This window comes from Pseudomonas sp. (assembly GCF_051660785.1).
Taxonomy (GTDB): Bacteria; Pseudomonadota; Gammaproteobacteria; order Pseudomonadales; family Pseudomonadaceae; genus Aquipseudomonas.
The window spans coordinates 1-24,027 of record NZ_JBOFQE010000081.1 but is presented as its reverse complement, the minus strand read 5'-3'; the positions used below and the strand labels follow the sequence as shown (position 1 = coordinate 24,027).

23 protein-coding genes and 2 pseudogenes are annotated in these 24,027 nt (G+C 60.6%); 11 read left to right on the top strand and 14 right to left on the bottom strand.

Annotated features, from left to right (window positions below; all coding sequences use genetic code 11):
- Positions 1-108: 108 nt before the first annotated feature.
- Positions 109-1,125, top strand: coding sequence for an ABC transporter substrate-binding protein (locus tag ACRC4F_RS21695; protein WP_438661181.1), 1,017 nt, complete (start codon positions 109-111; stop codon positions 1,123-1,125).
- Positions 1,126-1,234: 109 nt separating this feature from the next.
- Here the strand turns inward: ACRC4F_RS21695 and ACRC4F_RS21690 are convergent, their stop codons facing one another.
- Together ACRC4F_RS21690 and ACRC4F_RS21685 are read right to left on the bottom strand one after the other, a co-directional pair.
- Positions 1,235-3,367, bottom strand: coding sequence for a TonB-dependent receptor (locus ACRC4F_RS21690; protein WP_438661180.1), 2,133 nt, complete (start codon positions 3,365-3,367; stop codon positions 1,235-1,237).
- Positions 3,368-3,455: 88 nt separating this feature from the next.
- Positions 3,456-3,842 (bottom strand): DUF2946 domain-containing protein, encoded by a 387-nt coding sequence (locus ACRC4F_RS21685; RefSeq protein WP_438661179.1) that lies wholly within the window; start codon positions 3,840-3,842, stop codon positions 3,456-3,458.
- A 95-nt stretch (positions 3,843-3,937) separates the two neighbouring features.
- Here ACRC4F_RS21685 and ACRC4F_RS21680 point away from each other — a divergent pair, with 95 nt between their 5' ends.
- A complete protein-coding gene (locus ACRC4F_RS21680; RefSeq protein ID WP_438661178.1) occupies positions 3,938-4,375 on the top strand; it encodes a DUF3995 domain-containing protein in 438 nt (145 codons plus the stop codon).
- Positions 4,376-4,500: 125 nt separating this feature from the next.
- Here ACRC4F_RS21680 and ACRC4F_RS21675 read toward each other — a convergent pair whose 3' ends face one another.
- The 7 genes from ACRC4F_RS21675 to ACRC4F_RS21645 all read right to left on the bottom strand — a co-directional run bounded on the left by ACRC4F_RS21675 (position 4,501) and on the right by ACRC4F_RS21645 (position 11,835).
- A complete protein-coding gene (locus tag ACRC4F_RS21675; RefSeq protein WP_438661177.1) occupies positions 4,501-4,863 on the bottom strand; it encodes a Na+/H+ antiporter subunit G in 363 nt (120 codons plus the stop codon).
- Positions 4,860-5,138 carry a K+/H+ antiporter subunit F gene (locus ACRC4F_RS21670; protein ID WP_007935991.1) on the bottom strand — a complete coding sequence of 93 codons (279 nt, stop codon included), beginning with the start codon at positions 5,136-5,138 and terminating at the stop codon, positions 4,860-4,862. The genes ACRC4F_RS21675 and ACRC4F_RS21670 overlap by 4 nt, the downstream gene beginning before the upstream one ends.
- Positions 5,135-5,623 (bottom strand): Na+/H+ antiporter subunit E, encoded by a 489-nt coding sequence (locus ACRC4F_RS21665; RefSeq protein ID WP_438661176.1) that lies wholly within the window; start codon positions 5,621-5,623, stop codon positions 5,135-5,137. Before ACRC4F_RS21665 ends, ACRC4F_RS21670 begins: the two co-directional genes overlap by 4 nt.
- Positions 5,620-7,305: a monovalent cation/H+ antiporter subunit D gene (locus ACRC4F_RS21660; protein WP_438661175.1), complete on the bottom strand. Its 1,686-nt coding sequence runs from the start codon at positions 7,303-7,305 to the stop codon at positions 5,620-5,622. The genes ACRC4F_RS21665 and ACRC4F_RS21660 overlap by 4 nt, the downstream gene beginning before the upstream one ends.
- The gene (locus ACRC4F_RS21655) at positions 7,302-7,646 is read right to left on the bottom strand and encodes a Na+/H+ antiporter subunit C (protein ID WP_007986256.1); all 345 of its coding nucleotides are present in this window, start codon (positions 7,644-7,646) and stop codon (positions 7,302-7,304) included. The genes ACRC4F_RS21660 and ACRC4F_RS21655 overlap by 4 nt, the downstream gene beginning before the upstream one ends.
- Complete coding sequence (locus ACRC4F_RS21650) at positions 7,646-10,564, bottom strand: monovalent cation/H+ antiporter subunit A (RefSeq protein WP_438661174.1); 2,919 nt, start codon at positions 10,562-10,564, stop codon at positions 7,646-7,648. Before ACRC4F_RS21650 ends, ACRC4F_RS21655 begins: the two co-directional genes overlap by 1 nt.
- A gap of 245 nt (positions 10,565-10,809) precedes the next feature.
- Complete coding sequence (locus tag ACRC4F_RS21645) at positions 10,810-11,835, bottom strand: DMT family transporter (protein ID WP_438661173.1); 1,026 nt, start codon at positions 11,833-11,835, stop codon at positions 10,810-10,812.
- Between ACRC4F_RS21645 and ACRC4F_RS21640 the strand changes: the two genes are divergently transcribed.
- The 8 genes and pseudogenes from ACRC4F_RS21640 to ACRC4F_RS21605 all read left to right on the top strand — a co-directional run bounded on the left by ACRC4F_RS21640 (position 11,830) and on the right by ACRC4F_RS21605 (position 18,815).
- The gene (locus ACRC4F_RS21640; RefSeq protein ID WP_438661172.1) at positions 11,830-12,393 is read left to right on the top strand and encodes a helix-turn-helix domain-containing protein; all 564 of its coding nucleotides are present in this window, start codon (positions 11,830-11,832) and stop codon (positions 12,391-12,393) included. The two genes, ACRC4F_RS21645 and ACRC4F_RS21640, sit on opposite strands and share 6 nt — an antisense overlap.
- Positions 12,394-12,553: 160 nt before the next feature.
- Positions 12,554-12,910, top strand: a complete 357-nt coding sequence (locus ACRC4F_RS21635) for a hypothetical protein (protein WP_438661171.1) — start codon at positions 12,554-12,556, stop codon at positions 12,908-12,910.
- A gap of 256 nt (positions 12,911-13,166) precedes the next feature.
- The gene (locus ACRC4F_RS21630; protein ID WP_438661170.1) at positions 13,167-14,369 is read left to right on the top strand and encodes an SfnB family sulfur acquisition oxidoreductase; all 1,203 of its coding nucleotides are present in this window, start codon (positions 13,167-13,169) and stop codon (positions 14,367-14,369) included.
- A gap of 10 nt (positions 14,370-14,379) precedes the next feature.
- Complete coding sequence (locus tag ACRC4F_RS21625; protein ID WP_438661169.1) at positions 14,380-14,817, top strand: acyl-CoA dehydrogenase; 438 nt, start codon at positions 14,380-14,382, stop codon at positions 14,815-14,817.
- Positions 14,817-16,220, top strand: a complete 1,404-nt coding sequence (locus tag ACRC4F_RS21620; protein WP_438661168.1) for an LLM class flavin-dependent oxidoreductase — start codon at positions 14,817-14,819, stop codon at positions 16,218-16,220. Before ACRC4F_RS21625 ends, ACRC4F_RS21620 begins: the two co-directional genes overlap by 1 nt.
- Before the next feature lie 302 nt (positions 16,221-16,522).
- Positions 16,523-17,266, top strand: a pseudogene (locus ACRC4F_RS21615) (AMP-binding protein); the annotation flags it as partial.
- Positions 17,263-17,358 (top strand): annotated as a pseudogene (locus ACRC4F_RS21610) (ABC transporter ATP-binding protein); the annotation flags it as partial. The pseudogenes ACRC4F_RS21615 and ACRC4F_RS21610, both read left to right, overlap by 4 nt.
- Positions 17,359-17,381: 23 nt before the next feature.
- Positions 17,382-18,815: an FAD/NAD(P)-binding protein gene (locus ACRC4F_RS21605; RefSeq protein WP_438661167.1), complete on the top strand. Its 1,434-nt coding sequence runs from the start codon at positions 17,382-17,384 to the stop codon at positions 18,813-18,815.
- 228 nt (positions 18,816-19,043) lie between these two features.
- On the opposite strand, the gene ACRC4F_RS21600 is transcribed toward ACRC4F_RS21605, so the two are convergent.
- The 5 genes from ACRC4F_RS21600 to ACRC4F_RS21580 form a co-directional block, all read right to left on the bottom strand.
- A complete protein-coding gene (locus tag ACRC4F_RS21600; RefSeq protein WP_438661166.1) occupies positions 19,044-19,268 on the bottom strand; it encodes a hypothetical protein in 225 nt (74 codons plus the stop codon).
- 107 nt (positions 19,269-19,375) lie between these two features.
- The gene (locus ACRC4F_RS21595) at positions 19,376-20,110 is read right to left on the bottom strand and encodes a substrate-binding periplasmic protein (RefSeq protein WP_438661165.1); all 735 of its coding nucleotides are present in this window, start codon (positions 20,108-20,110) and stop codon (positions 19,376-19,378) included.
- Between the two features lie 255 nt (positions 20,111-20,365).
- Positions 20,366-20,791 carry a hypothetical protein gene (locus tag ACRC4F_RS21590; RefSeq protein WP_438661164.1) on the bottom strand — a complete coding sequence of 142 codons (426 nt, stop codon included), beginning with the start codon at positions 20,789-20,791 and terminating at the stop codon, positions 20,366-20,368.
- Positions 20,792-21,082: 291 nt separating this feature from the next.
- Positions 21,083-22,396, bottom strand: a complete 1,314-nt coding sequence (locus ACRC4F_RS21585) for an ATP-binding protein (RefSeq protein ID WP_438661163.1) — start codon at positions 22,394-22,396, stop codon at positions 21,083-21,085.
- A complete protein-coding gene (locus ACRC4F_RS21580; protein WP_438661162.1) occupies positions 22,393-23,133 on the bottom strand; it encodes a response regulator in 741 nt (246 codons plus the stop codon). Before ACRC4F_RS21580 ends, ACRC4F_RS21585 begins: the two co-directional genes overlap by 4 nt.
- Before the next feature lie 295 nt (positions 23,134-23,428).
- Between ACRC4F_RS21580 and ACRC4F_RS21575 the strand changes: the two genes are divergently transcribed.
- Positions 23,429-23,674, top strand: a complete 246-nt coding sequence (locus ACRC4F_RS21575; RefSeq protein WP_438661161.1) for a DUF2790 domain-containing protein — start codon at positions 23,429-23,431, stop codon at positions 23,672-23,674.
- Positions 23,675-24,027 lie beyond the last annotated feature (353 nt).

Sequence of the window (24,027 nt, the reverse complement as noted above, 5' to 3'; positions counted from 1 at the left end):
CTCGAAAGCAGGAACCTCTACTACAGTCAGTTGACTGAGTATTCAGAGGCTTGCGGTCTTCTGTCAGGCCATCCTGCTATTGCTGTGAACAGCACGAGGTGCAAAGGCATGAACGGATTTCGACGGTTGTTGGCCGTTACCCTGGCCACGTTTGGTTTGATGTGTTCACCCGTACCGGCATCCGCTGCCCAGGCGCCGATCCACTTCGCCGACCTGAACTGGGAAAGTGGCAGCCTGATCACTGACATCCTGCGGATCATCGTCGAGAAGGGCTATGGCTTGCCGACCGACACGTTGCCGGGAACAACCATCACCCTGGAAACCGCACTGGCCAACAATGACATTCAGGTCATTGGCGAAGAATGGGCAGGGCGCAGTCCGGTCTGGGTCAAGGCTGAAGCCGAAGGTAAAGTCGCGAGCCTGGGCGATACGGTCAAAGGTGCGACTGAAGGCTGGTGGGTGCCCGAGTATGTGATCAAGGGCGACCCCGCCAAAGGCATCAAGCCGCTGGCGCCAGGTTTGCGCAGTGTCAGCGACTTGCCCAGGTATAAGGACGTGTTCAGCGATCCGGAAAGCCCGGGCAAGGGACGCTTCCTCAACAGCCCGATTGGCTGGACGTCGGAAGTGGTGAACAAGCAAAAACTCACGGCCTATGGCCTGAACGACAGCTATGTGAATTTCCGCAGCGGTTCCGGGGCGGCGCTGGATGCCGAGATCAGTTCTTCGATCCGCCGCGGCAAGCCGGTGCTGTTTTATTACTGGTCACCGACACCATTGCTCGGGCGCTTCAAGCTGATTCAGCTGGAGGAGCCGCCCTTTGATGCCGAAGCCTGGAAAACCCTGACCGACGCGGACAATCCCAATCCGAAACCGACTCGCTCGCTGGCCTCGAAGCTGTCGATTGGCGTGTCAACGCCTTTTCAGAAGCAGTATCCGCAAATTGCCGATTTCTTCAGCAAGGTCGATTTTCCGATCGACCCGTTGAACAAGGCACTGGCTGAAATGAGCGAAAAACACACACCGCCACGTCAAGCGGCGGAGGCGTTCATGAAGGCGCACCCGCAGGTGTGGCAGGCGTGGGTGCCGAAGGATGTGGCGGATAAGGTCTCCGCTGAGCTGAAATGATGCAGTGAGTTTGAAGCCGCCATCGCGAGCAGGCTCGCTCCCACATGCTTACGCGATCACCTGTGGGAGCGAGCCGGCTCCGGGCGGCGTTCCGACGATGCTTTTGCTTTTAAAACCTTGTCTGCACCGCCAATTCAAACGTCCGCGGTGTCCCGAGGTAATACGCCGGCGACACATGCGCAAACTCGGCATACACCTCATTGGTCAAATTACGCACCCGGCCAGTCACGGTGGTGTGCCGGTCGACCTTGTAGCTGAGGAACGTGCCGAAGAGCGTGTAAGACGGCACGGTCATGGTGTTGGCGCTGTCGGCAAACACCGAGGCCACGTACCTCGCATCGACACCCCCTTGCCACTGCGGTGCGAAGTCATAGGTCAGCCACAGATTGCCGACCCGGTCAGGCACGTTGGTGGGCGTGTTGCCCTTGCGTGAAACCACTACGCCGGTCGCATTCTTCTCGGTGAACTCGTCGTACTGCGCATCAACCCAGGCGAAGTTGCCCTCGGCCAGCAGCTTGTCGGTGATGCGCAGGGAGCTGGCCAACTCGATCCCCTTGGAGGTCTGCTGCCCCACGGGAATGCTGATGGTCGGGTCCAGCGGATCGGTCACGGCGAAATCCTTTCGCTCGATCGTGTAAGCGGCCACCGTTGCCGAGCCGCGCCCATTTAGATAATCGAACTTGCTGCCGACTTCCCATTGCTTGCCGGTGGACACATCAAAATCCTGCGTGCCGTTGGGCTGTTCGGCGGCGGTGCTGTATTGCACGTAGACGTTGGCCGAGGGAATGAACTGGTAGGTCAGGCCGACCCGACCGGTCACCGGCTCCCAACTGCGTTTCAAATGCCGGGGATTGCTCGCGGTCACTGCCCGGTGATTGGTCACGTCGAGGTCGATATCGTCGTAACGCACACCGGTCAACAACGCCAGTTTGTCGGTCAGCGCCAGCCGGTTCTCGGCGAACAGGGCCTTGGTAGTGACCTCGTTGGTCTTGTCGCTGACAAACCCCGGTTTAGTGCCGGGGATGTCATAGAAGTGCCCTGGCTGAAAGTTGTTCGGATCGACGGTGCTGGCACCTCTGACGTTCAGCGGCGAGTTGGTGGTCTGGTTGACCTTGTACTCGAAACCGCCGGACCAGGTAGTGTCGAGCCCGAACAGCGCAGTGTCGTGGCGCAGCTCGAACTGGTTGCCGTTCTGCTCGCCCTGATGCCGGACCTGATACGCGGTGGAGCGGTTCACCGCGCTGTTGTCGGCGTTGTACTGGTAGGTTTCCAGGTTGCGGTAATCGCGCTGGCTGTCGAGGTGGTACAGGGTGTTGCGCAGGGTGGTGCTGTCGTTGATCCGGTAGTCGACGATCGAGCGAACCCAGATCGTGCGCTGCTCGTAACGCCCGTCTTCAACGTTGTAGTTGTTGAAGCGGTTGTGCCTGTCGATTTTCAGTTCGCCGGCCTTGGGGTTGAGCACCGGCGTGCCCCAGTAAGGACTGTCTTCGTGTTCGTCCTGATATTCCAGGGCGAGGGTGTGGGACAGGTTGGGCGTCAGGTCGCTGAGCAGCGAGAACGCGACACTCCAGGCATCGCGCTCCTGACGGTCGATGTAGCCATTGCCGGTGTTGTGGCTGACGTCGAGCCGCGCGTAATGCTGCACGTCAGCGCCGGCCTCGCTGAGGGCGTGGTTGAGGCCGAACGCGGTCTCGGTGGTGTCATACGTCCCGTAGCTGACGCGACCTTCAACCGCTTGCTCTTCGCGAGTCGCGAGTTTGGTCACGTAGTTCAATGAACCGCCCACGGAGCCGGCGCCATTGATCAGCGACGCCGGGCCACCGACCAGTTCCACCCGATCATAAATCCACGCATCCACCGGCCGGGCGAGGCCCCCGGAGACGTTGATGCCGTTGAACATCTGGGTGATCTGGCCGCTGGTGAAACCGCGGTAGGAGACAAATCCACCGAAACCCGGCGGTGCGCTGGCATTGACTCCGGGCAAGGTGTTGGCGGCGTCCTGAAAGTTTTTCGCGCCGTGGCGCTCGATGTCGTTGCGGTTGGCGATGGCCACCGACGCCGGGGTGTCACGCACGCTCAGGCCCAGTCGCGAGGCCATGCCGCTGGCTTGATCGAGGCTCAGCCCCGGTTCAGTCACCGCTTCGCCATCAATCATGATGGGTGCCAGGTCGACCGTGGATTGCGCCCAGGCGTTAACAGACAGGCAGCTGCACAGGCTGGCCAGTAAAGGAATGCGTTTCATCGATGAGTCCTGAGTTTTGTCTAGGAAACAGCGCACAGGCAAACGCCACGGGTTGGCGCAGTGGGCTGATCGGAAAAGGCAAAGAAACTCAGGCGAAAGGCGGGGCGCGGGGATTGGCCGAAGGCCAGGTGAAACGAGCAGGGAGGTCAGCGCTGGCGACGACGGCCAAGGGCGGACTGTGTTGTTCCGGGAGGATCGCCAGGGTCAGGCTGGAGTTAAGCGCCGGGCCCATGCCGCCGGTGGAACACAGCGGGCAACCGAAGGCCTTGGACAGGGTCGGCAGGTTGTCTTCGGAAGACTTCGAGGAGGCCGGCGCCTGGGTGGCTGGGTCCACCGAACAGAATTGGCCGCCGATGCCGTTGAGCTGCATCCCGACCATTTGCCCGTGACCGATACTGCAGGCGAACACGTTGAACAGGACGCAGCAATAAAGCATCCAGGCCATCAACGTGCGATCAGTTCGGGCGAATTTCATGGAGCGGCACTTTACCACCGTCGATGCCAAATGCCCTTACAAAAACCTTCAAGGAGGTTCATCCTGCTGCGACATTTCACACGGGATGTCTGAACATGAGCCTAATGGTCGCGCAATGGATTGCAGCAATCTTCCTCCTCATCAGCCTGGTTCATTTGTACTGGGCGGCAGGCGGCAAGTTGGGAAGCGAGGCGGCAGTGCCGCGAGTGCCCGGGGAGGGCGGCGCAGAATCAAGGCCGGCGTTCAAGCCGTCGGGTTTTGCCACGTTGCTGGTTGCGGTGGGGTTGCTGTTGATCGCGATGCTGGTGTGCCTGCGGGTGGGCCTGTACTTGCCGACGGTGCATCACTGGTCGCTGCAATGGGTGATCAGCGCCATTGCGATGCTGATGTTTGCCCGGGCGGTCGGCGATTCGAATCTGGTGGGGTTCTTCAAGCAGGTCAAGGATTCGAAGTTTGCCCGGCTCGATACCTGGGCTTATTCGCCGTTGTGCGTGGTGCTGGGGGCCGGGTTATTAGCAGTCGCCTGGATTTGAGTTGCCCCGACCGGCGCCATCGCGAGCAGGCTCACTCCTACAGTGGATCTTCAGTGTTCACACAATCCCTGTGGGAGCGAGCCTGCTCGCGATGAGGCCCGCCCAAACACCACAAACCTCCAACGCTAGCCCTGATTTTCAGTGCGCCGGCTACTCACCTCAGCCGGCACATCATCCCCCGCCATGCGCTTGCGAAACAGCGCCGCCCGCGCCAGCAGCAACGTGGTCACCGGCACCGTGATCGACAACAGAATCGGAATCAGCCAGGCATGCAGCACCGGCCCGGACTTGAGCGCTGAAAAATAAATGATCGACGCCAACGCCACGCACCACGCACCCAAAGTAGAAGCTAGCGCTGGCGGGTGCATACGCTGGAAATAATCCTTCATCCGCACCAGGCCAATGGCGCCGATCAGCGCAAACACACTGCCAAGCACCAGCAGGATCGCCACCGGAATCTCAACCCACAAAGACAGTTCCGCGTTCATTCGATCACCTCGCCACGCAGCAGGAATTTGGCCAGGGCAAACGAGCCGACGAAACCGAACAGGGCGATCAGCAGCGCCGCCTCGAAGTAAGTGTCACTGGCATAACGAATGCCCAGTGCCAGCATCATCAGCATCGCAATGATGTACAGGTAGTCCAGCGCCAGAACCCGGTCCTGGGCCGACGGGCCTTTGAACAGGCGAATCAGGGTCAGGATCATTGCCAGGGAAAAGATGAACAGGCTCAGCAGGATCGCATTCGACAGCAATTCGCTCATTCGAAGATCTCCATCAAGGGGCGCTCATAGGTCGCCTTGAAGTGCTCGATAAACAGCGCTTCATCGTCCAGATCGAACACGTGCAGCAACAGGATGCTGCGGTCCAGCGCCAGTTCCGACCAGACCGTCCCGGGCACCACCGTGCAGATCATCGACAGCGCCGCGAGGCCATTGGCATCGCGCAAGTCCAGCGGCACTTTGATGAAACGCGAACGCGGTGGACGGCGACCGGCGTTGAGCACGCCCCAGGCCACGGCCAGGTTGGACACCACCACGTCGCGCCCGACCAGAAAGAACAAACGCAGGATCACACCGGGTCGACGAATACGGATCGGCAGCGGCCGAAGTTTGCGCATCATCAGCGGCGCGCAGAACCCCAGCACCGCACCGAGCAACAGGTTGCCGGGGCTCAGCGACAGGTTCAGCACCAGCCACAACAGCCACAAGGCCAGCGACAACCACGGTGCCGGAAACAGACGCTTCATGGCTGCACCTCCAGCATCGCCGCCCTGGCTTCCGGGCTCGGTACTACGCGCGTACCCAGCACCGCCATGACGTATTGCTGCGGATTGTTCAACGCATCAGCGGCCGCCTGTGTGTAGCGCAGCAACGGTTCGGCCTTGAAGGTCAGCGCAACACTCAGCCCCAGCAGGACGATGATTGGCACGCACTCGAAGCGGCGCAGCAAAGGCGATGGCCGTTCTTCAGGCGTCCAGAAACGCTGGATGCCTAACCGCGAGAAGGCGATCAACGACGCCAGCCCGGACAGGATCAACAACGCCAGCAAACCCCACGCCGTATTCGACACCGGTTCGTCAGCGCCATTGCCCAGCCCCAACGGGTTGAGCAGAGCGCTGAGCAAACTGAGTTTGCCGATAAACCCGGACAGCGGCGGCATGCCGATGATCAGCAACGCGCAGGCAATGAAGCTCAGGCCGAGGAAGGCCATGGTCCAGGGAATCACTTGGCCGACCACGGCTTTCTGTTCGTCGTCGAGGTTGATGCCTTTGGGCGGTTGCAGGGATTCCATCGGCCGTGGCAACAGGTCGCCGTCGTCGAACAGCGGCATTTCATTGGCCGAACGGGAGCGCTCGATCAACTCCGCGAGCAGGAACAGCGCGCTCAACGCCAGGGTCGAGCTGACCAGATAGAACAGCGCCGCACCGATCAGGTTGGGCTGGGCAAAACCGATGGCCGACAGCAGGATGCCCGCCGACACCAGAATGCTCAGGCTGGCCAGGCGTTCCAGCCGTTGTGCGGCGAGGATCGCCACGCCAGCGCAGGCGATGGTCGCCATGCCGCCGTAGATCAGCCAATCGCCGCCAAAGTACGCCGACGCTCCGGCCTGGCCGGAGAACAGTAGCGTCCACAGGCGCAGCAAAGTGTACACGCCGACCTTGGTCATGATCGCGAACATCGCCGCCACTGGCGCACTGGCCGCCGAGTAAGCGGGCACCAGCCAGAAGTTCAGCGGCCACATCCCGGCCTTGGCGAGAAACGCCACCGCGAGAATCCCCGCACCGGCATGCAGCAGGCCGCGATCGGCTTCCGGGACCAGCGGAATTTTCAGCGCCAGGTCGGCCATGTTCAGCGTGCCAGTGACGCCATAGATCAGCGCGGCGCCGATCAGGAACAGAGACGACGCCAACAGATTGATCGAGATGTAATGCAAGCCCGACGACACCCGCGCCCGACCCGAACCGTGGAGTATCAGCCCATAGGAGGCCGCCAGCAGCACCTCGAAAAACACGAACAGGTTAAACAGATCCGCCGTCAGGAATGCGCCGTAAAGGCCCATCATCTGGATCTGGAACAACGCATGGAAACTCGAACCGGCGCCGTCCCAACGGGCCATGGCGAACAGCAAGGCGCTGACGCCGATGATCCCGGTCAGCACCAGCATCAACGCCGAGAGGCGATCGACCACCAGCACGATACCGAACGGCACCTGCCAGTTGCCCGGCAGGTAGACGCCGATCGAGCCGGGTACGCCGGTGCTTTGCGTCCATTGCAGCAACATCACGGAAATCCCCAGGCCCAAGAGGCTTGAGAACAGGTTGATCCTGGCTTTCAACGGGCGATGTTTCTCGCCCAGCATCAACATGAGGGCGGCGGTAAGCAGCGGCAGCAGAATCGGTGCGGCGATCAGGTGCGTCATCGCATTCATTCTTTAGGCTCCCGGCCATCGACATGGTCGGTCCCGGTCAAGCCGCGGGAGGCCAGCAGCACCACCAGAAACAGCGCGGTCATGGCGAAGCTGATCACGATGGCGGTCAGCACCAGCGCTTGCGGCAACGGGTCGGTGTAATGCAGCAAGTCCTGCGGCACGCCGTCCTTGATAATCGGCTCCTTGCCGATGAACAGGCTGCCCATGCTGAAGATGAACAGATTGACGCCGTAGGACAGCAGGCACAGGCCCATCACCACCTGAAACGTCCGTGGTCGCAGGATCAGCCAGACGCCGGACGCGGCCAGTACGCCGATGGCGATTGCGATGACTTCTTCCATCAGACGGCTCCTTTGGTGGCGACGGATCGGGGCAGGGCAGCGGTTTTGTGTCCCCGTACCGATTGGTGAGCGAGGGCGGTGAGGATCAACAGCGTCGAACCGACCACCACGGCATACACGCCAATGTCGAAGAACAGCGCGCTGGCGATGTGAATGTCGCCCAGCACCGGCAGTGCGAAATGCCAGGTGTGGGTGGTCAGGAACGGATACCCGGCGGCCATCGCGCCGAGCCCGGTGACCGTGGCGAACAGCAGGCCGGTGCCCATCCAGCGCAGCGGTCGCAGGCTCATTTGCGCCTCGACCCACTGGGTGCCGGCAACCATGTATTGCAGGATGAACGCGACCGACATCACCAGCCCGGCGACAAAACCGCCACCCGGTTGGTTGTGCCCGCGCATGAACAGGTAGAAGGACACCACAAAGGCAATCGGCAGCAGCAGACGTACCAGCACCGCCGGGACCATCATGAAGCCGAGCGCGGTATCGCTGGCCTGACGCGGGTTGACCAGGTCGGTGACGACGTCGGGCGCCAGCAAGCGTTGCTGGGCCGGTAACTGCAGGCTCTCTTTCGGTGGGCGGAAGCGTCGCAGCAGGGCGAATACGGTCAGAGCCACGGCCGCCAATACGGTGATTTCACCGAGGGTGTCGAAGCCACGGAAGTCCACCAGCATCACGTTGACCACGTTGCTGCCGCCGCCTTCGGGCAGGGCGCGACTGAGGTAGAACGAGGAGATGTCGTTGGGCGTCTGGCGCGTCAGCATCGCGTAGGACAGCAACGCCATGCCGCCACCGACGACGGTCGACAGCAGCAAGTCGCGGATACGACGGATGCGTGCCTTGCGCAGGGTGCTCGGCAGTGGTGACACCTCTTCGATCCGGCGCGGCAACCAGCGCAGGCCGAGGAGAATCAGCACCGTGGTTACCACTTCGACCACCAGTTGCGTCAGCGCCAGGTCCGGCGCCGAGAACCACACAAAGGTCACGCAGGTCATCAGGCCGCAGACACTGACCATGGTCAGGGCCGCGAGCCGGTGATACTTGGCCTGCCACGCCGCGCCGAGGGCACAGGCAATCGCCAGCAGCCAAAGGGTCACGAACACGATCGACCCCGGAATCTTCGGCCGGTCGCCCCAGCTCAGGCTGCTGTGCAGCATCGGGATCAACCCGGCAAACACCGCTGCGAGGACCACGAGGAACAATTGGGTTTGCAGGCGTTTGGTGCTGATCCGCCGCTCCAGCCGACGGGCCAGGCGCATCATGATCACCAGGCTGCGCTCGAACTGGCGCTTGCCGTTGAACCGGCCAATGATGGGCGGGTATTTGAAACGCCCGAGTTTGAGCTGATTGCGCAGCAGCAGATACAGCACGATGCCGCAGGACATGGCGATCAGGCTCATGATCATCGGCGCGTTCCAGCCGTGCCAGATCGCCAGGCTGTATTCAGGCAGCGTTCCGCCTACCACCGGCAAGGCCGCCGCGGCCAGCAACGGACCGACTACTTGCGCCGGGAAAATCCCCACGATCAGACAGGCGAACACCAGCAACTCCACCGGCGCGCGCATCCAGCGTGGCGGTTCGTGCGGGGTGTGCGGCAGGTCGGTGGCGGTCGGGCCGAAGAACACGTCGACGGTGAAGCGCAGCGAATAGGCGACGCTGAAGGTGCCGGCGATGGTTGCCACGATGGGCAAAGTCATCTCGACCCAGGCCGTGGCGTTAATGAACACGGTTTCGGCGAAGAACATCTCTTTCGACAGGAAGCCGTTGAGCAGCGGCACACCCGCCATCGAAGCGCTGGCAACCATCGCCAGGGTGGCGGTGAACGGGATCAGCTTGATCAGGCCGCTGAGCTTGCGAATGTCGCGGGTGCCGCTTTCGTGGTCGATGATCCCGGCGGCCATGAACAGCGAGGCCTTGAATGTGGCGTGGTTGAGGATGTGAAACACCGCGGCCACGGCGGCCAGTGGACTGTTCAGGCCCAAGAGCAGGGTGATCAGGCCCAGGTGGCTGATGGTCGAGTACGCCAGCAAACCCTTGAGATCGTTCTGGAACATCGCGCAGTACGCCCCGAGCAACAGGGTGCAGGCCCCGGCGCCGCTGACGATGTAGAACCACTCTTCACTGCCAGACAGCGACGGCCATAGCCGCGCGAGCAAGAACACCCCGGCCTTGACCATCGTCGCCGAGTGCAGATAGGCCGAAACCGGTGTCGGCGCTGCCATCGCGTGGGGCAGCCAGAAGTGGAAGGGGAATTGCGCACTTTTGCTCAGGGCACCGATCAGGATCAGGGGCAGCAGGATAGGGTAGAGGTGGTGCGCGCGAATCAGGTCGCCGGCGGCCAGGACCTTGTCCAGGTCATAGCTGCCGACCACATGGCCGAGCAGCATGACCCCCGCCAGCAAGCACAATCCGCCTGCGCCGGTGACCATCAGCGCCATATAGGCGCCGCGTCGCGCATCGGCGCGGTGGTGCCAGTAGCCGATCAGCAGGAATGAAAAGAGGCTGGTCAGCTCCCAGAAAAACACGATCTGAATCAGGTTGCCGGAGATCACCAACCCGAGCATCGCGCCCATGAACGCCAGGAAAAACGCAAAGAACCGCGGCACCGGATCGTCCGGCGACATGTAATAGCGGGCGTATAAGGAAACCAGCGTGCCGATGCCCAGCACCAGCATCGAGAACAGCCAGGCGAAACCGTCCATGCGCAGGATGAAGTTCAGGCCCAGGCTGGGCAGCCAGAAAAACTCTTCACGAATGACGCCGCCGTCGGCGATTTGCGGGTACAAGAGGGCAACCTGCACGGTGCCTATCAAGGCAACCAGGCCAGCCAACAAAGATTCGGTGTTACGCGCGTTGTGTGGCAGCAAAGCCGCCAGACAGCTGCCGATAAAAGGCAGAAGCAGTAGAACTATCAGGGACATAGGCTTCTAATCTGCGGAAGTTTGTGAAGCATCATACGTGCCAGCTCCCGGATCACCAAACGCCAAGCTGTCGCAGAATCCTACAAGATAGATGGGAAAAGCCTGATTTACATTGTTTCGAAGGACAGTGGTTGACCTTTTGGACGCCATCGCGAGCAGGCTCGCTCCCACAGGGGAACGCATTCCAAATGTGGGAGCGAGCCTGCTCGCGATAGCTATCGATCAAACAAAGCAGAAGCCGAGGCTTAACCTTGAGTTTCCCGTTCCAGCTCTTCTTCCGCCGCAGCAGCCTTACCCTTGGTCTTCAACTCACTCACAATCACCGCCGCCACAATCAACCCCGCGCCGACCAGCGCAATCGCCGGCAACCGCTCCCCGGCGATCCTTCCGACGATCCCGGCCCACACCGGCTCGCCCGCATAAATCAACGTTGCCCGGGTCGGCGAGACACTTTTCTGCGCCCAGTTCATCGCCACCTGAATCGCCGCGCTCGCTGCACCCAGCCCCAACGCACTGCACAGCAACAACCATGAGAAATCCGGAATCACTTCCTGAGTCGGCACCACCATCAGGAACGACAGCACCGACGTGGTCGCCAGTTGCACCACCGTCACCCGGCGCACATCGACTTGACCGGCATAGGTGCTGATCAGAATGATCTCCGCCGCAATCGCCACGGCACTGATCAACGTGGCGATTTCACCCGGACTGAAATTGAAGGAAGCGCCGGCCGGTCCGGACAGCAACATCAACCCGGTAAACGCCAGCATGATCCCGATGCTCGGCATCAACCCCGGACGCCGTCCCAGCACCAACCATTGCAGCAACGGCACAAAGGGTACGTACAACGCAGTAATAAACGCCGACTGACTGCTGGGAATACTCTGCAATCCCACAGTCTGCAAGCCATAACCGAGCATGATCGCCACACCGATAAACGCCCCGGCCTTGAGTTCGAACAGGGTCAGTTCCCGCAGGTGCCGCCAGGAGAACAGCGCCACAATAAGCGCCGCCGCGGCAAAGCGCAGGCCGACAAAAAACATCGGCCCGCTGACGGTCATTGCGTGCTGCACCAGCAAGAATGTCCCGCCCCAGACCATGGTGATCAGCACCAGCACGCACTCGGCCTTGCTGAACCGCGAGAAACGGGAAGAAGTGGGAGAGGCGTTCACAGACGTCATGACCTTGCGCGCTACCTGAGGGCGACGCACAATGCGCCGAATGTTGCGCAGTATACTGCCCAACCTCACCGAGTGAGCAATATAGTGCACAAAGATTCTACCCCGCGGGCTTCGGTCCTCCAGCACGTCAGCCTGAACGTCCGACGCCTGCGCCATGCCGCCGACATGAGCCAGACCGCGCTGGCCGAAATGTCCGGGGTCAGCCGCCGCATGCTTGTGGCCATCGAGGCCGGCGAGAAAAACGTCAGCCTGACCACCCTCGACCGTGTAGCCGAAGCACTGGACGTGGCATTCAGCGACCTGATCCAGGCCCCGGATGCCCGCGACCCGAGCCGCATCAACGAAGTCGCCTGGGCCGGAACGATTCCCGGCAGTAAAGCGGTTTTACTGTCCAAAGCCACCGCCACCCGTGAAGTGGAGCAATGGGAGTGGTGTTTGCAACCCGGGGAGGTTTATCCGTCGCAACCGGATGCGGAGGGTTGGAGTGAGCAGATCTATGTGTTTGCAGGCTGCTTGACGTTGATGCTGGGCGATACGCCACATGAGATTGCGGCCGGCGAGTTCTACATGTTTGCCAGTGATCAGCCCCACGCCTATCGCAACGATGGGGACGTGGCCGCGCGGTTTGTGCGTAACGTGGTGATTTGATCGCAGGTACCGCTTATCGGGAATAATGAGCTACCTGTTATTTCTGACAGTAGACAGCCGTGTTGAACGAAGGCTAAATCGAAGCAGCACTGTCAGTGCTGAAACGATAGTCGCCGCGTGTGGCGGTGATCTTGACGCTCTAACTAAGGAGAGTTCAGATATGGCTTATGAGATGAATCAGGTTGACGTCAACGTTGAGTTGTTGCCGGCAATTATTCTTGAAGCAAAGGGTGAGGTCATTAGTAGAAGTGACGTGATGGATGGAGGGACACTTTTCGTGCCGGCCTTGAATGAAGCCGAGATCGGCGACTATTTAGAAGCTTATGTCGACAGCAGAACTGGAACGCAGATTGGGCGCATGACCTACGACGATTCGACTATCGGCAAGCCTCTTAATTTCACACTGCACTCCCGTGCTTTTGCTGAATTGGGTCCAATGGCAACCATGTACTTCCTGAAAAAGAAAAATGGTGATCAGTTGCCTTCATCTATTATGTATTACCAATTGGTAGACTGACTCAAGACTTAACGGGTGCAACACTTTAAAAGCCGATCCGGCTCTGGCTTGAATTGAATCCTCTGGATCGAATCTTTTCACGAGCGTTGATTGAAATCTCACTGTCTGCTCATCAACAGTGAACAGACAGTTTGTCCCTTTTTAACAAACATGCGCTGTGATAAACAGCGCGGAACTCCTTCTAATAACAGACTTCCTTTTCGGGCACGACTTCTGCAATAGGTCCGAGGTCATCACCTGGATCCCGGAGTCGCCCATGACAACCCCAGCACAACCCCCTAGTACCTCCCATGTGATCCGTTCGGACGCCGAAGCCAACGCCGTCGCGCACAAGCTCGCCGCACGCTTCGCCGTCGAGGCCAGCGTCCGCGACCGTGACCGACGCCTGCCGATTGATGAACTGGACGAGTTCTCCGCCAGCGGCCTCTGGGGCATCACGGTTCCCAAGGCATACGGCGGCGCCGGTGTTTCCTACGTGACCGTCGCCGAAGTGATCAAGATCATTTCCGCCGCCGACTCATCCCTCGGCCAGATCCCGCAAAACCACCTCGGCGTGCTCGACATCCTGCTGCAAACCGCCACCGAGGAGCAGAAACGCTATTACTTCGGCAAAGTCTTGCAGGGTTACCGCTTCGGCAACGCCTTCTCCGAATCAAAAAGCAAAAACGCCGGCGCCTTTGAAACCCGTATCCGTTTCGATAAAGACACCGCGCAAATCGACGGCGAGAAGTTTTACTGCACCGGCGCGTTGTTCGCGCACATCGTGCCGGCGGTCGCGGTGGATGAAGAGAACAAGGCCTTCATCGCCTTCATCGAGCGCGATAACCCCGGCCTGACGGTGATCGATAGCTGGGACGGATTCGGCCAGCGCACCACGGCCAGCGGCGGCGTCACCTTGAACGCGGTGAAGGTTCCGCTCAGCGCCGTGATCCCGGCCCACAAGGCGTTCGACGAACCCACCGCCGACGGTCCGATCTCGCAAATCATCCAGGCTGCCGTGGACACCGGCATCGCCGTCGGCGCCCTGGAAGAAACCAAACGCTACGCCCGCGAAGCACGGCCCTGGATCGACAGCGGGCAGGATCACGGCTGGCAGGACCCGTTCAGCATCGCCGCGATTGGCGAACTCGAATGGCGGGTCCATGGCACCGAAGCGATCCTCAAGAAGGCCGGACAAGCCATCGACGCGGCGTTGCTCAATGCCAATGAAGACACGGTGGCCCACGCCTCAGTGGTGGTCGCCCAGGCCAAAGTCTTATCCGCCGAAATCGCCTTGCTCGCCAGCAGCAAGCTCTTCGAACTCGCCGGCACCCGCTCAGTGCTCGGCAAATACAACCTCGACCGCCACTGGCGCAACGCCCGGACTCACACGCTGCACGATCCGGCGCGCTGGAAATATCACCTGATCGGCAACTACCTGCTCAACGGCGTGAAGCCCGCGCGCCACGCCTGGAACTGAGGAGCCCACCATGAACGCTTTGACCCAACCGATTGTTGCCGACCAGCCTTTGGCCAAGAGTCAGCACGACTTGCACAACGCGCGCAGCCTGCTCGATGCGACCCTGCGTTTTGTCCGCCAGCAAAAACAGCCCACGGATGACCCTTACGTCATCAGCCGTTTCGGCGATTTGCACATCCGCATCGAAGTCGCCGCTGCGCTGCTCGAACGCGCCGAAGAGTTTCTGAACAGTCACGAAGACGATACGGAAATCAGCGTTGCCATCGCCGAGTCGCACCTCGCCAGCGCCGACGCGCTGAACACCGTCAGCAACGCCGAATTCGAACTCACTGGCCAACGCACCGTACTGCACGGATCACTGCACGATCCGCTGCGCTGGAAACTTCACCTTATCGGTAATTTTCGCCTCAACGGCATCCATCCCCCACGCTTTCGGAGTGCCGTTTGATGGCCCGTGAAATCCGTCTCAACGCCTTTGACATGAACTGCGTCGGCCATCAGTCGCCGGGGTTGTGGGCGCATCCACGTGATCGCTCGTGGCAGTACAAGGACCTCGAATACTGGACCGACCTGGCAAAAATCCTCGAACGCGGCAAGTTCGACGGTTTGTTCATCGCCGATGTGCTGGGCATCTATGACGTTTACAACGGCAACGGTGAGGCGGCGATCCGTCAGGCGGCGCAGGTGCCGGTCAATGATCCCTTGCAACTGATCCCGCCGATGGCGCTGGTCACCGAGCATCTGGGGTTTGGCCTGACTGCGTCGTTGTCCTTCGAGCATCCGTATCCATTCGCCCGGCGATTGTCGACGCTCGATCACCTGACCAAGGGCCGCGCGGGCTGGAACATCGTTACCTCGTATCTTGAAAGCGGCGCGAAGAACCTCGGCCAGAAAGCCCAGACCGAACACGACGCCCGTTATGACTTCGCCGAAGAATACCTGGAGGTTTGCTACAAGCTCTGGGAAGGCAGCTGGGAGGAGGGCGCGATCTTGCGCGATCGTGAGCGGCGGATCTTCAGCGATCCGAGCAAGATCCATGAGATTCAGCATGTCGGCAAACATTTCCAGGTGCCGGGGATTCATCTCTGCGAGCCTTCGCCACAACGGACCCCGGTGCTTTATCAGGCGGGTGCATCGAGTCGCGGCAAGCAGTTTGCGGCGGAGCATGCCGAGTGCGTGTTTGTCGCGGCGCCGTCGAAAGTGCTGTTGAAGAAAACCGTGGCGGACATTCGTCGTCGCGCTGCCGAGGCCGGGCGCGATCCGTCGAAGATTCTGATCTTCAACTTGCAAACAGTGATCCTTGGCGAGACTGACGCCAAGGCTAAAGCCAAGTTCGAGGAATACAAAACCTGGGTCAGTTACGAAGGGGCGATGGCGTTGATTTCCGGCTGGACCGGGATCGATTTCAGCCAGTTCAAACCGGATGAACCGCTCAAGCATGTGCACACCAATGCGATTCAGTCGGCAGTGGAAGCGTTTTCGACAGCAGATCCGAACAAGGTCTGGACGCCAAACGAGCTGGCGGACTGGGTCGGCATCGGCGGGTTTGGTCCGCTGTTTGTCGGCAGTCCGGAGACGGTTGCCGATTTGCTGCAGGAGTGGGTCGAGGAGACCGATGTGGATGGGTTCAATCTGGCCTACGCGCTGACCCACGAAACCTTTATCGACGCCGTGGAGTTGCTGGTGCCTGAGTTGCAGAAACGCGGGGTGTACAAGACCGAATACACGCCGGGGACGTTGCGCGAGAAGTTGTTTGAGGAGGGGCCGCGATTGCCCGACATCCATCCGGGTGCGGGGTATCGGGATCTGGCGGGGTTGCGGCAGCAGGAGAAGAAAGTGGTGTCGGCGTAGGCCCCTTCGCGGGCTTGCCCGCGAAGGGGCCGGTACATCCAGCATTGATGTTGCCTGATCCACCGCTATCGCGAGCAGGCTCGCTCCCACAGGTGAACGGTGGCGTACACAAATGCCGGGCCCTGCGCAGTTTAAGTGTGGGAGCGAGCCTGCTCGCGATGAGGCCGGCACATTCAACATTGGTGTGGCCTGATCCACCGCCATCGCGAGCAGGCTCGCTCCCACAGGGGGGCGGTGGTGTTTTTAGATTTCAGCCCGGCGGACCACCGCACGCTTTTGCCCATGAACAGGAGGTCAAACCCATGAGCGTGCATGAACTCAAACGCCCGCCAATCGCGGACACCGACCAGTGGCGGGTCGATCTGCCCAAGGCTTTGGAGCAGCTGCGCCATTGGGCGCAGGTCAGTCCGTTGCAGCCGGCGTTGCGGCACAAGCGCCACGGTCAGTGGTGTGTCTGGCGCTGGATCGATGTCTTGCGTGATGTCGAGCGGCTGGCCGACGGCTTGCGTCAGCAGCGCTTCACCGAAGACTCGCGGCTGGCGCTCAGCGGTGCTTTCGAACCGGATCTGTTGCTGCTGGCACTCGCCGCTCAATACATCGGTGGCGAGCTATTGACGTTACCCGACAACCTCGACGCCGAATCACTGCACAAAGCCCTGTGGCGCAGCCGCCCGACCCACGCTTTCGTTCAGGGACGGCAGACGCAGCAACTCTGGCTCAACCACGGCCACACACTGCTGGATTTCGCCGCACTGCTCGGCCCGACAGAACCCCCGCAACGCCTGAATCGCTGGGCGCAAGGCGCTCAATTGTGGAGCGAAGAGGGCACGCAATGGCAGGACGGCCTGACCGTCCTGCTTGAACAATGGCTCAGCAGCGGCCAATCCCTGGCCTTCCCGGAAAGCCCGGGCAGCGCCAGCCGCGATCGCCGTGAAGTGGCGCCGTCGAGGCTGTTGCTGTCTGCCGAACGCCTGCAGCGGCTGGCCACTGAAATCGACAGCCGCCTGGCCCCTCAAGGCACTTGGCGTCGACGCCTCTGTGACTGGGTCGGGCGACGGTGACACGTTCTACTTTGGTACCGCTTGATGACCGCTCCAGGGGTTTGGCGCCTATTATCGTCCAGGAGATTTTCGAGATGAACCATTGACCAGTGAGAACGCCATGACTCAAACCCAACGCGGACAGGCGACCGACGCCATCCGCCACGCGGACATCCTGATCGTCGGCGGCGGCCTCAGCGGCGCGATGCTGGCGGCGCAGTTGCTGCGTTTGCCTGGAAAGCGTTCGTTGCTGGTGATCGAACCGCGCGCCGAACTTGGCCGGGGCGAGGCGTACAGCGCGGTCGAGCTGGGCCATACGCTCAATGGCAACGCCGCACGCATGAGCGTCGACCCGGACAACGCCGACGACCTGACCCAATGGCTGACCGAACACATCGCGGCGGGTGGCTGGCCAGAGTCGGATGAACAGCATGTGCCGGTCAGCGGGTTGTTCCCGCCCCGAGGGCTTTTCGGTGTGTACGTGCAGCAGCGTCTGGCGGAGGCGCAAGCGGTGGGCGCGGTGAACGGTTCGACGGTCGAGCATGTGCGGGCCGAAGTGGTTGATCTGCAAACCCGCGATGATGGGGTGCTGCTGACCTTGAGTGACGGGCAACGTTTGCAAGGTGCCTATGCGGTGCTGGCCACGGGGATGTTTCCCGCTGCGCGCACGCCGCAGACCGAGTCCAGCGGCTTGAACGCTGCGGCGCTGGATCCGTGGGATGTCGCGGCCATGCGCCGGTTGGATCCTCAGTCGACGGTGTTGATCATCGGTTCGGGCCTGACCATGGTCGATGCCGTGGTGTCGTTGGAGCAGGCCGGGCATCGCGGGCCGATCGAAGTGTTTTCCCGTCACGGCTTGCTGCCCCACGTGCGCCGGCAACCTCCAGCCTGGGTGGATTTTCTTGCCGAGGACCCGTGCATTCGCACGCCTCGACAGTTGGTGCGCGAACTGCGTCGACATTGCCGGGACGCCGTCGCTCAAGGCATCGACTGGCAAGCGCCGCTCGATACAGTGCGTGCGCATATCGGCCGGTTGTGGAATCAGGCGACGGACGTGCAGCGGCGGCAGTTTGTGCGGCATGTGCGGCCCTGGTGGGAAAGTCATCACCACCGCTCGCCACCGTTGAGTGCCGAACTGGTGGCAAGGCTGCACCAGGAAGGGCGGTTGCGGATTCAGGCGGCGTCGTTCAAGGGGCTGGAATCGACGGTCGAGGGGCGGGTGAGCATCCGCATCCGTCGTCGTGGTGAGGTTGAAACCACCGTTGTCAGTGGCGCGGCGTTGATCAATTCCAGTGGTATCGAATACGACTGGCGCCGGGTCGCCCGACCGTTGCCCCAGCAACTGCTGGCGCGCGGGCTGATTCAACCGGGGCCGTTGGCGTTGGGGATTGCGGCTGCCGTTGATGGTGCGGTGCTGGACGCCGATGGGCAGGTCGCCCAACGCCTGTTCGCCATGGGCCCGCCGTTGCGGGGGATGTGGTGGGAAAGCACGGCCGTCACCGACGTGGCCAGCCAGGCCAAAGCCCTCGCCGAACGCCTAACACGGTCGTTGTAGCAGCTGTCGAGCCTGCGAGGCTGCGTTCGGCTGCGCAGCAGTCGTGAATCAGGCAATGAGGTGTTTCAGCTACAACGCGTTCACTGGTTTTACGACTGCTTCGCAGCCGAACGCAGCCTCGTTTCACTCGACAGCTGCTACGGATAACAGTGGTCGCGAAAATGAAGAAACCCCGGGTAGATTGGATCTAACCGGGGTTTCCTGTTTCAAGCAGCGCAAAGCCGTGGATCAATAACGCTGATACTTCGAGCCAAACTCAGGGCGGTTTTCAGCGACGTAGAGTTTGCTTGCCTGGCTGTCTTTTTGATCAACGCCGACCGTGTTCACGTTCAACGTTGCCGGTTGGCTGACTTTAGCCGCCGCGACAACTTGCGAGGTGGCGTGTGGGGCGGCGATGGCGGAAGTAGCGCCAAGGACCGACAGGGCGAAACCAAGACCGATGATGCTTTTCATGATGTTGCTCCAGTAGAGTGGGGAGAAGATGTGGCCACTGTAGTGCTGGAGCTGCGTGATGAGAAAACACCCTTGCGCATAGTTGATATCGAGCGCGTTGATCCACTTCAGCGGGGTGTGTTGTCGCTGAGCCAACGCTGCTTGAGTTGTTCGAGGCGTCCGTCGTGGTTCATTTCATCCAGCGCCTGCTGCCAGCGCGCCACCTGACGAGCATCGGTGAGCGGAGAAAAGGCAATGTAGGTGGCTTGCTTCATCAGCGGCATCTGGTAATGCAATTGACTCGGCGCCAGGCCTTCTTCCCGCGCCAGCGCAGTGATGGAGAGGGTGTCCGCCACCACGAATTCGGTACGCCCCAGGCGTGCCAGACGCATCATTTGTTCGGGCGTTTCCACGCCGTACAGATTGTTCAGACCCTGCTTTTGCAAATAGCTGTAGACCAGCCATTTTCGCGGGACAACGATGCGGCCCAGACTCGCGGCGTCCAGCAAGCTGCGCACCGGTTGCTGGGTGTCATTGGCGGCATAGAGCGCCGTTTCCACTTCCATCAACGGACCGACCCACTGGTACTGGCCATCGCGTTCGGCGGTGCGCAACACGGTAAACACCGCGGTGGCAGGCTCGTTGGTGGCGACACGCAAGGCGCGCAGCAACGGGACTTGTTGAAAATGCACCTGGTCGCCGGCGCTTTCGGCCAGTGCCTTCACTACATCCACACCAAACCCCACCCATTGGTTGCCTTGCTGGAAATGCAAAGGGGGATGGTTGTCGGTGAGCAGGTTCAGATCGGCCGCCACCGCAGTGAATGCCAGGAAAGACAGCAGGCAACCGGCAATGCGCTTCATGAATCGTCCTTGATTGAATGAGGTGCAAATCTTAGTACGGGCTTATTCAGCTGTCTCGGGAATTTGTCGGACTATTTCGACAGATTTCAGGATTTATGGGCATGTACAAAAGGTGACAGGCTAATCATTAAACAACTGTGGGAGCGAGCCTGCTCGCGATGAGGCCCTGCCAGTCAACATCAACGTTGAATGACACACCGCCATCGCGAGCAGGCTCGCTCCCACAGTTGATCTCCGCCGGTTCGTAGATTTAACTCAGTAGCGCTGATATTTGGAACCGAACTCAGGGCGGTTTTCTGCAACGACCACACCCCCTTGCACGGCATTTTTCGGACTGATCAGCGCGACACGTTCGCGCACTTCCTGCAGGCGATCAGCGCCACCTTCAGCTACACGCTCACGCAATTCTTGCAGGCGATCGGCACCACCCTCGGCGACGCGGTTCTCGATCAGTCGATCGGAGCCCCCTTCAGCCACACGATTCTTTTGCAGGTTTTCAGAGCCATATTCAGCGACGCGATTGTGTTGCAGCCGGTCCGAGCCACCTTCCACCAGCAGTTGCTGGATCGGAGTGTGAGACACAGTGCTGGAGGTACTCGCCGATGCCAGGTTCGACAGGCCGAGGCCGCCAACCAGTGCCAGACCGAGTGCCAGGGACGAGACTTTCGAGAAGTTGAACATGGTTGATTCTCCGTGCGCTTTAGTTTGTGTGGGTCGGTAGCTGCTGCTATCCGGTGAACACAGTTAAACGCCGGGGTGTATCGGTGATGTGTGCTTGAACGCGTTGAAATCGGCTTCTACGTATCCGCTCGGGGTTCATATACAGACGGATACAAAACCTCGCGACCTTCTAGTTCCTGTAGCCGCTGCATTGTGGCGAGCGAGCTTGCTCGCGTTGGACTGCGCAGCGGCCCCAAAAATTTTGTGAGCGCTGCGCACTCAAACGCGAGCAAGCTCGCCACAGGGCAGCTGCTACAAGGGATGGGGGCTGAGGGTGAGTTCGGCGCACAAGCCGCCGCCTTCGCGGTTGCTCAGGGTCAGGGAGCCGCCGATGGCCAGGGCCAGTTGCTGCGCGATGGCGAGGCCCAGACCGGTGCCGCCGGTGTTGCGGTTACGCGAATTTTCGACGCGATAGAACGGCATCAGGACTTGCGCCAGTTCCTCTTCGGCGATCCCCGGCCCGCGGTCCAGCACCTTGATCGAATGACTGCCATCGGCCTTCGATAGCACCTGCAATTCGGCGGCACCGGCAAACTTCAGTGCGTTGTCCGTCAGGTTGACCAGCACCCGGCGCAGCGCATGGGGACGAGTGTCGATGACCCCGGCGTTTTTGCCGTTCAACTCCACGGCTTTGCCTACGTCTTGATAGTCGTAGACCAGGCTGTGGAGGAACGAATCCAGATTGATCCGGCAACTGGCTTCGGTGGCGCCATGGACACTGCGGGCATAGGCAACGCCTTCGCGCACCAGATGCTCGATTTCGCTGAGGTCGTTCGAGAGTTTTTCTTTCTCGCTGGAATCGTCCATGAATTCCGCCCGCAGCTTCATGCGGGTGATCGGGGTTTGCAGGTCATGGGAAATCGCCGCCAGTAGTTGCATGCGCTCTTTCAGGTAGGCGGCGATGCGTGCCTGCATGGCATTGAACGCCCGGGCGGCATGGGCGACTTCGGTCGGGCCTTTTTCGTCCAGATGCACCGCGTGGGTATTCGGGTCCAGCGTGTCTACTGCCTGGGCGAGGCGGGTGAGGGGGCGGATGGCGACCCTGACCGCGAGCCAGGTGCAGATCAATAAAAGCGTCAGTTGTACCAGCAGCACCATCGGCAACCACGAAGACAACGGCATCACCGATGGGCGGACGTCGATGGTCAGCGGGCTGCCATCGGCGAGTTTCAGGTGCGCCTGGAAATGCTGCTGTGCGCCTTCGATGCGTGTGAATGCCAGGGCATATTGCTCGCCGACAGCGTCCTGGATGGACTGCACCGCGTCGTGGGCCTCTTTAATATTGATCGGTGTGCCCGGCAAGCCTTCGCCCAGCGAGTAGCGATAAGTGCGGCGCTCGAAGCGCGGCACCCAGTCGGCGCGTTCGGCGGCGGGCAAGCGGTCAAGGATCGAGACCGCTATCGACACGTCATTTTCCAGGTTGCCCAGCAGCATGGCTTCGGCGCTGCGATAACGTTCGTAGAATTGCACGCCGAAGGACAGGCCGTGGGCGACGATCAGGCCTGCCAGGAAAATCAGCGACAGCCGGGACGCCAGCGTACGCGGCCAATGCAGTGAGAGTTTCATGATTCTGCGCCGAGCAATTCCACGGGGTAGGAGAATACGTAGCCTTCGCTGCGCACGGTTTTGATGTAGGTCGACTCCCGCGAGTCATCCATCAGCCGTTGACGCAGACGGCTCACCAGCAAGTCGATGGAACGGTCGAACAGGTCGGCATCGCGGCCCTGGGTGAGGTTGAGCAACTGGTCGCGACTGAGTACGCGCTGTGGGTGATCGAGGAAAACCCGGAGCAAGCGGTATTCGGCGCCACTGAGCGCAACCATCGTGCCGTCCTCGTCCAGCAGATGGCGAGCGGTGGTGTCCAGGCGCCAGCGACCGAACCCCAGCAACCGGCCGCTTTCGGTGATGATCAGGTTGGGCGGCAGCATCCGGGTGCGGCGCAACACGGCGTTGATCCGCGCCAGTAGTTCGCGGGCGGCGAAGGGTTTGGTCAGGTAGTCGTCCGCGCCCATTTCCAGGCCGAGGATGCGGTCGGTTTCGTCGTTGCGGGCGGTGAGCATCAGGATCGGCGTGGCCTTGTGTTTGCCTGAGCGCAACTCGCGGCACAGCAGCAGGCCGTCATCGCCGGGCATCATGATGTCGAGCACGATCAGGTCCACGGTGTTGGCTTCGAGAAAGCTGCGCATCTGTCGGCCATCGGCGACTACCGTGGTGCGCAGGCCGTTCTTCTTCAAATAGTTACCGACCAGTTCGCGGATCTCGCGATCGTCGTCGACGATCAAAATGTGGTTCACGTGTTCCATTACTCAACCCTCTTGTTATTCGCACGTCGCGCATTCTAGGGAGCCGCACCGCGCCTGCCTGTCGGCCTTTGTATCTCACTGTATCTCGTTGTGACTTTGATACATGGGGATACAAGACGACTTTTTTCAGGTGCGGGTGTATCGAACTGTATCGAGTGCCTTGTGTGACACGTTACGCCTTATTAGTCGCGGTTTTACGACACATGGCGGATACCTCTAGCCGGTTAAATGGGTTCCATCGAGACGGGACTACTTGCCTCGTTTCACTGCCCATTACGACGCTGAGGACATGATCATGAACTGGAACAAACTGGTTGCCGCTGGCTTCTTTGCTGTCCTGAACGTTGCGGCGTTTGCGGCCCATGCGGATGTTCAGGCTCACAGTAGCCACCTGGATATCAAGAAGGTGATTTCTACTGTAGAAGACGGCGGGGCGAATTGCGGGATTGTGAATGCGCGGATGACGTATCTGGATTCGAGCGGTACGCAGAAGGTGCTTGATTACAGCAAGTTTGCGGCGTGTGGGAATCAGGGCGGTTGACCTTGGCGGCCTTCGGGCCGACCAGGTTCCCCCCCGGTGTACCCCGTCCAACTGTGGGAGCGAGCCTGCTCGCGATGGCGGCTTGAAAGCTGACCTGTCTTTCCCTGATGTGCACACAATCCTTGTGGGAGCTGGCTTGCCTGCGATGGCGGCCTGGTAGCCGACCTGTCTCTTTCAGGTGTACATATCCATTTCTGCGGTAACGGCGGCTGGCGGTTTCGCCCTTACGGCGACTCACTTTTTTTTCAAACGCCAAAAAAAAGTAAGCAAAAAAAGGCTCGCCCCAAGCGTCCGGCCCCTCGCTTAGGCTCGGCGTACCTTCGCTCCGGCATTCATCCGGGGGCATCGCCCTC

Excerpts from the sequence above, each read along its gene's own strand:
- ACRC4F_RS21630 (WP_438661170.1), top strand. The coding sequence starts at position 13,167 with ATGACAACCCCAGCACAACCCCCTAGTACCTCCCATGTGATCCGTTCG.
- ACRC4F_RS21605 (WP_438661167.1), top strand. The coding sequence starts at position 17,382 with ATGACTCAAACCCAACGCGGACAGGCGACCGACGCCATCCGCCACGCG.
- ACRC4F_RS21665 (WP_438661176.1), bottom strand. The coding sequence starts at position 5,623 with ATGAAGCGTCTGTTTCCGGCACCGTGGTTGTCGCTGGCCTTGTGGCTG.
- ACRC4F_RS21585 (WP_438661163.1), bottom strand. The coding sequence starts at position 22,396 with ATGAAACTCTCACTGCATTGGCCGCGTACGCTGGCGTCCCGGCTGTCG.
- ACRC4F_RS21650 (WP_438661174.1), bottom strand. The coding sequence starts at position 10,564 with ATGTCCCTGATAGTTCTACTGCTTCTGCCTTTTATCGGCAGCTGTCTG.
- ACRC4F_RS21685 (WP_438661179.1), bottom strand. The coding sequence starts at position 3,842 with ATGAAATTCGCCCGAACTGATCGCACGTTGATGGCCTGGATGCTTTAT.
- ACRC4F_RS21580 (WP_438661162.1), bottom strand. The coding sequence starts at position 23,133 with ATGGAACACGTGAACCACATTTTGATCGTCGACGACGATCGCGAGATC.
- ACRC4F_RS21635 (WP_438661171.1), top strand. The coding sequence starts at position 12,554 with ATGGCTTATGAGATGAATCAGGTTGACGTCAACGTTGAGTTGTTGCCG.
- ACRC4F_RS21590 (WP_438661164.1), bottom strand. The coding sequence starts at position 20,791 with ATGTTCAACTTCTCGAAAGTCTCGTCCCTGGCACTCGGTCTGGCACTG.
- ACRC4F_RS21695 (WP_438661181.1), top strand. The coding sequence starts at position 109 with ATGAACGGATTTCGACGGTTGTTGGCCGTTACCCTGGCCACGTTTGGT.
- ACRC4F_RS21655 (WP_007986256.1), bottom strand. The coding sequence starts at position 7,646 with ATGGAAGAAGTCATCGCAATCGCCATCGGCGTACTGGCCGCGTCCGGC.
- ACRC4F_RS21680 (WP_438661178.1), top strand. The coding sequence starts at position 3,938 with ATGAGCCTAATGGTCGCGCAATGGATTGCAGCAATCTTCCTCCTCATC.
- ACRC4F_RS21600 (WP_438661166.1), bottom strand. The coding sequence starts at position 19,268 with ATGAAAAGCATCATCGGTCTTGGTTTCGCCCTGTCGGTCCTTGGCGCT.
- ACRC4F_RS21595 (WP_438661165.1), bottom strand. The coding sequence starts at position 20,110 with ATGAAGCGCATTGCCGGTTGCCTGCTGTCTTTCCTGGCATTCACTGCG.
- ACRC4F_RS21660 (WP_438661175.1), bottom strand. The coding sequence starts at position 7,305 with ATGAATGCGATGACGCACCTGATCGCCGCACCGATTCTGCTGCCGCTG.
- ACRC4F_RS21625 (WP_438661169.1), top strand. The coding sequence starts at position 14,380 with ATGAACGCTTTGACCCAACCGATTGTTGCCGACCAGCCTTTGGCCAAG.
- ACRC4F_RS21675 (WP_438661177.1), bottom strand. The coding sequence starts at position 4,863 with ATGAACGCGGAACTGTCTTTGTGGGTTGAGATTCCGGTGGCGATCCTG.
- ACRC4F_RS21690 (WP_438661180.1), bottom strand. The coding sequence starts at position 3,367 with ATGAAACGCATTCCTTTACTGGCCAGCCTGTGCAGCTGCCTGTCTGTT.
- ACRC4F_RS21620 (WP_438661168.1), top strand. The coding sequence starts at position 14,817 with ATGGCCCGTGAAATCCGTCTCAACGCCTTTGACATGAACTGCGTCGGC.
- ACRC4F_RS21670 (WP_007935991.1), bottom strand. The coding sequence starts at position 5,138 with ATGAGCGAATTGCTGTCGAATGCGATCCTGCTGAGCCTGTTCATCTTT.
- ACRC4F_RS21575 (WP_438661161.1), top strand. The coding sequence starts at position 23,429 with ATGAACTGGAACAAACTGGTTGCCGCTGGCTTCTTTGCTGTCCTGAAC.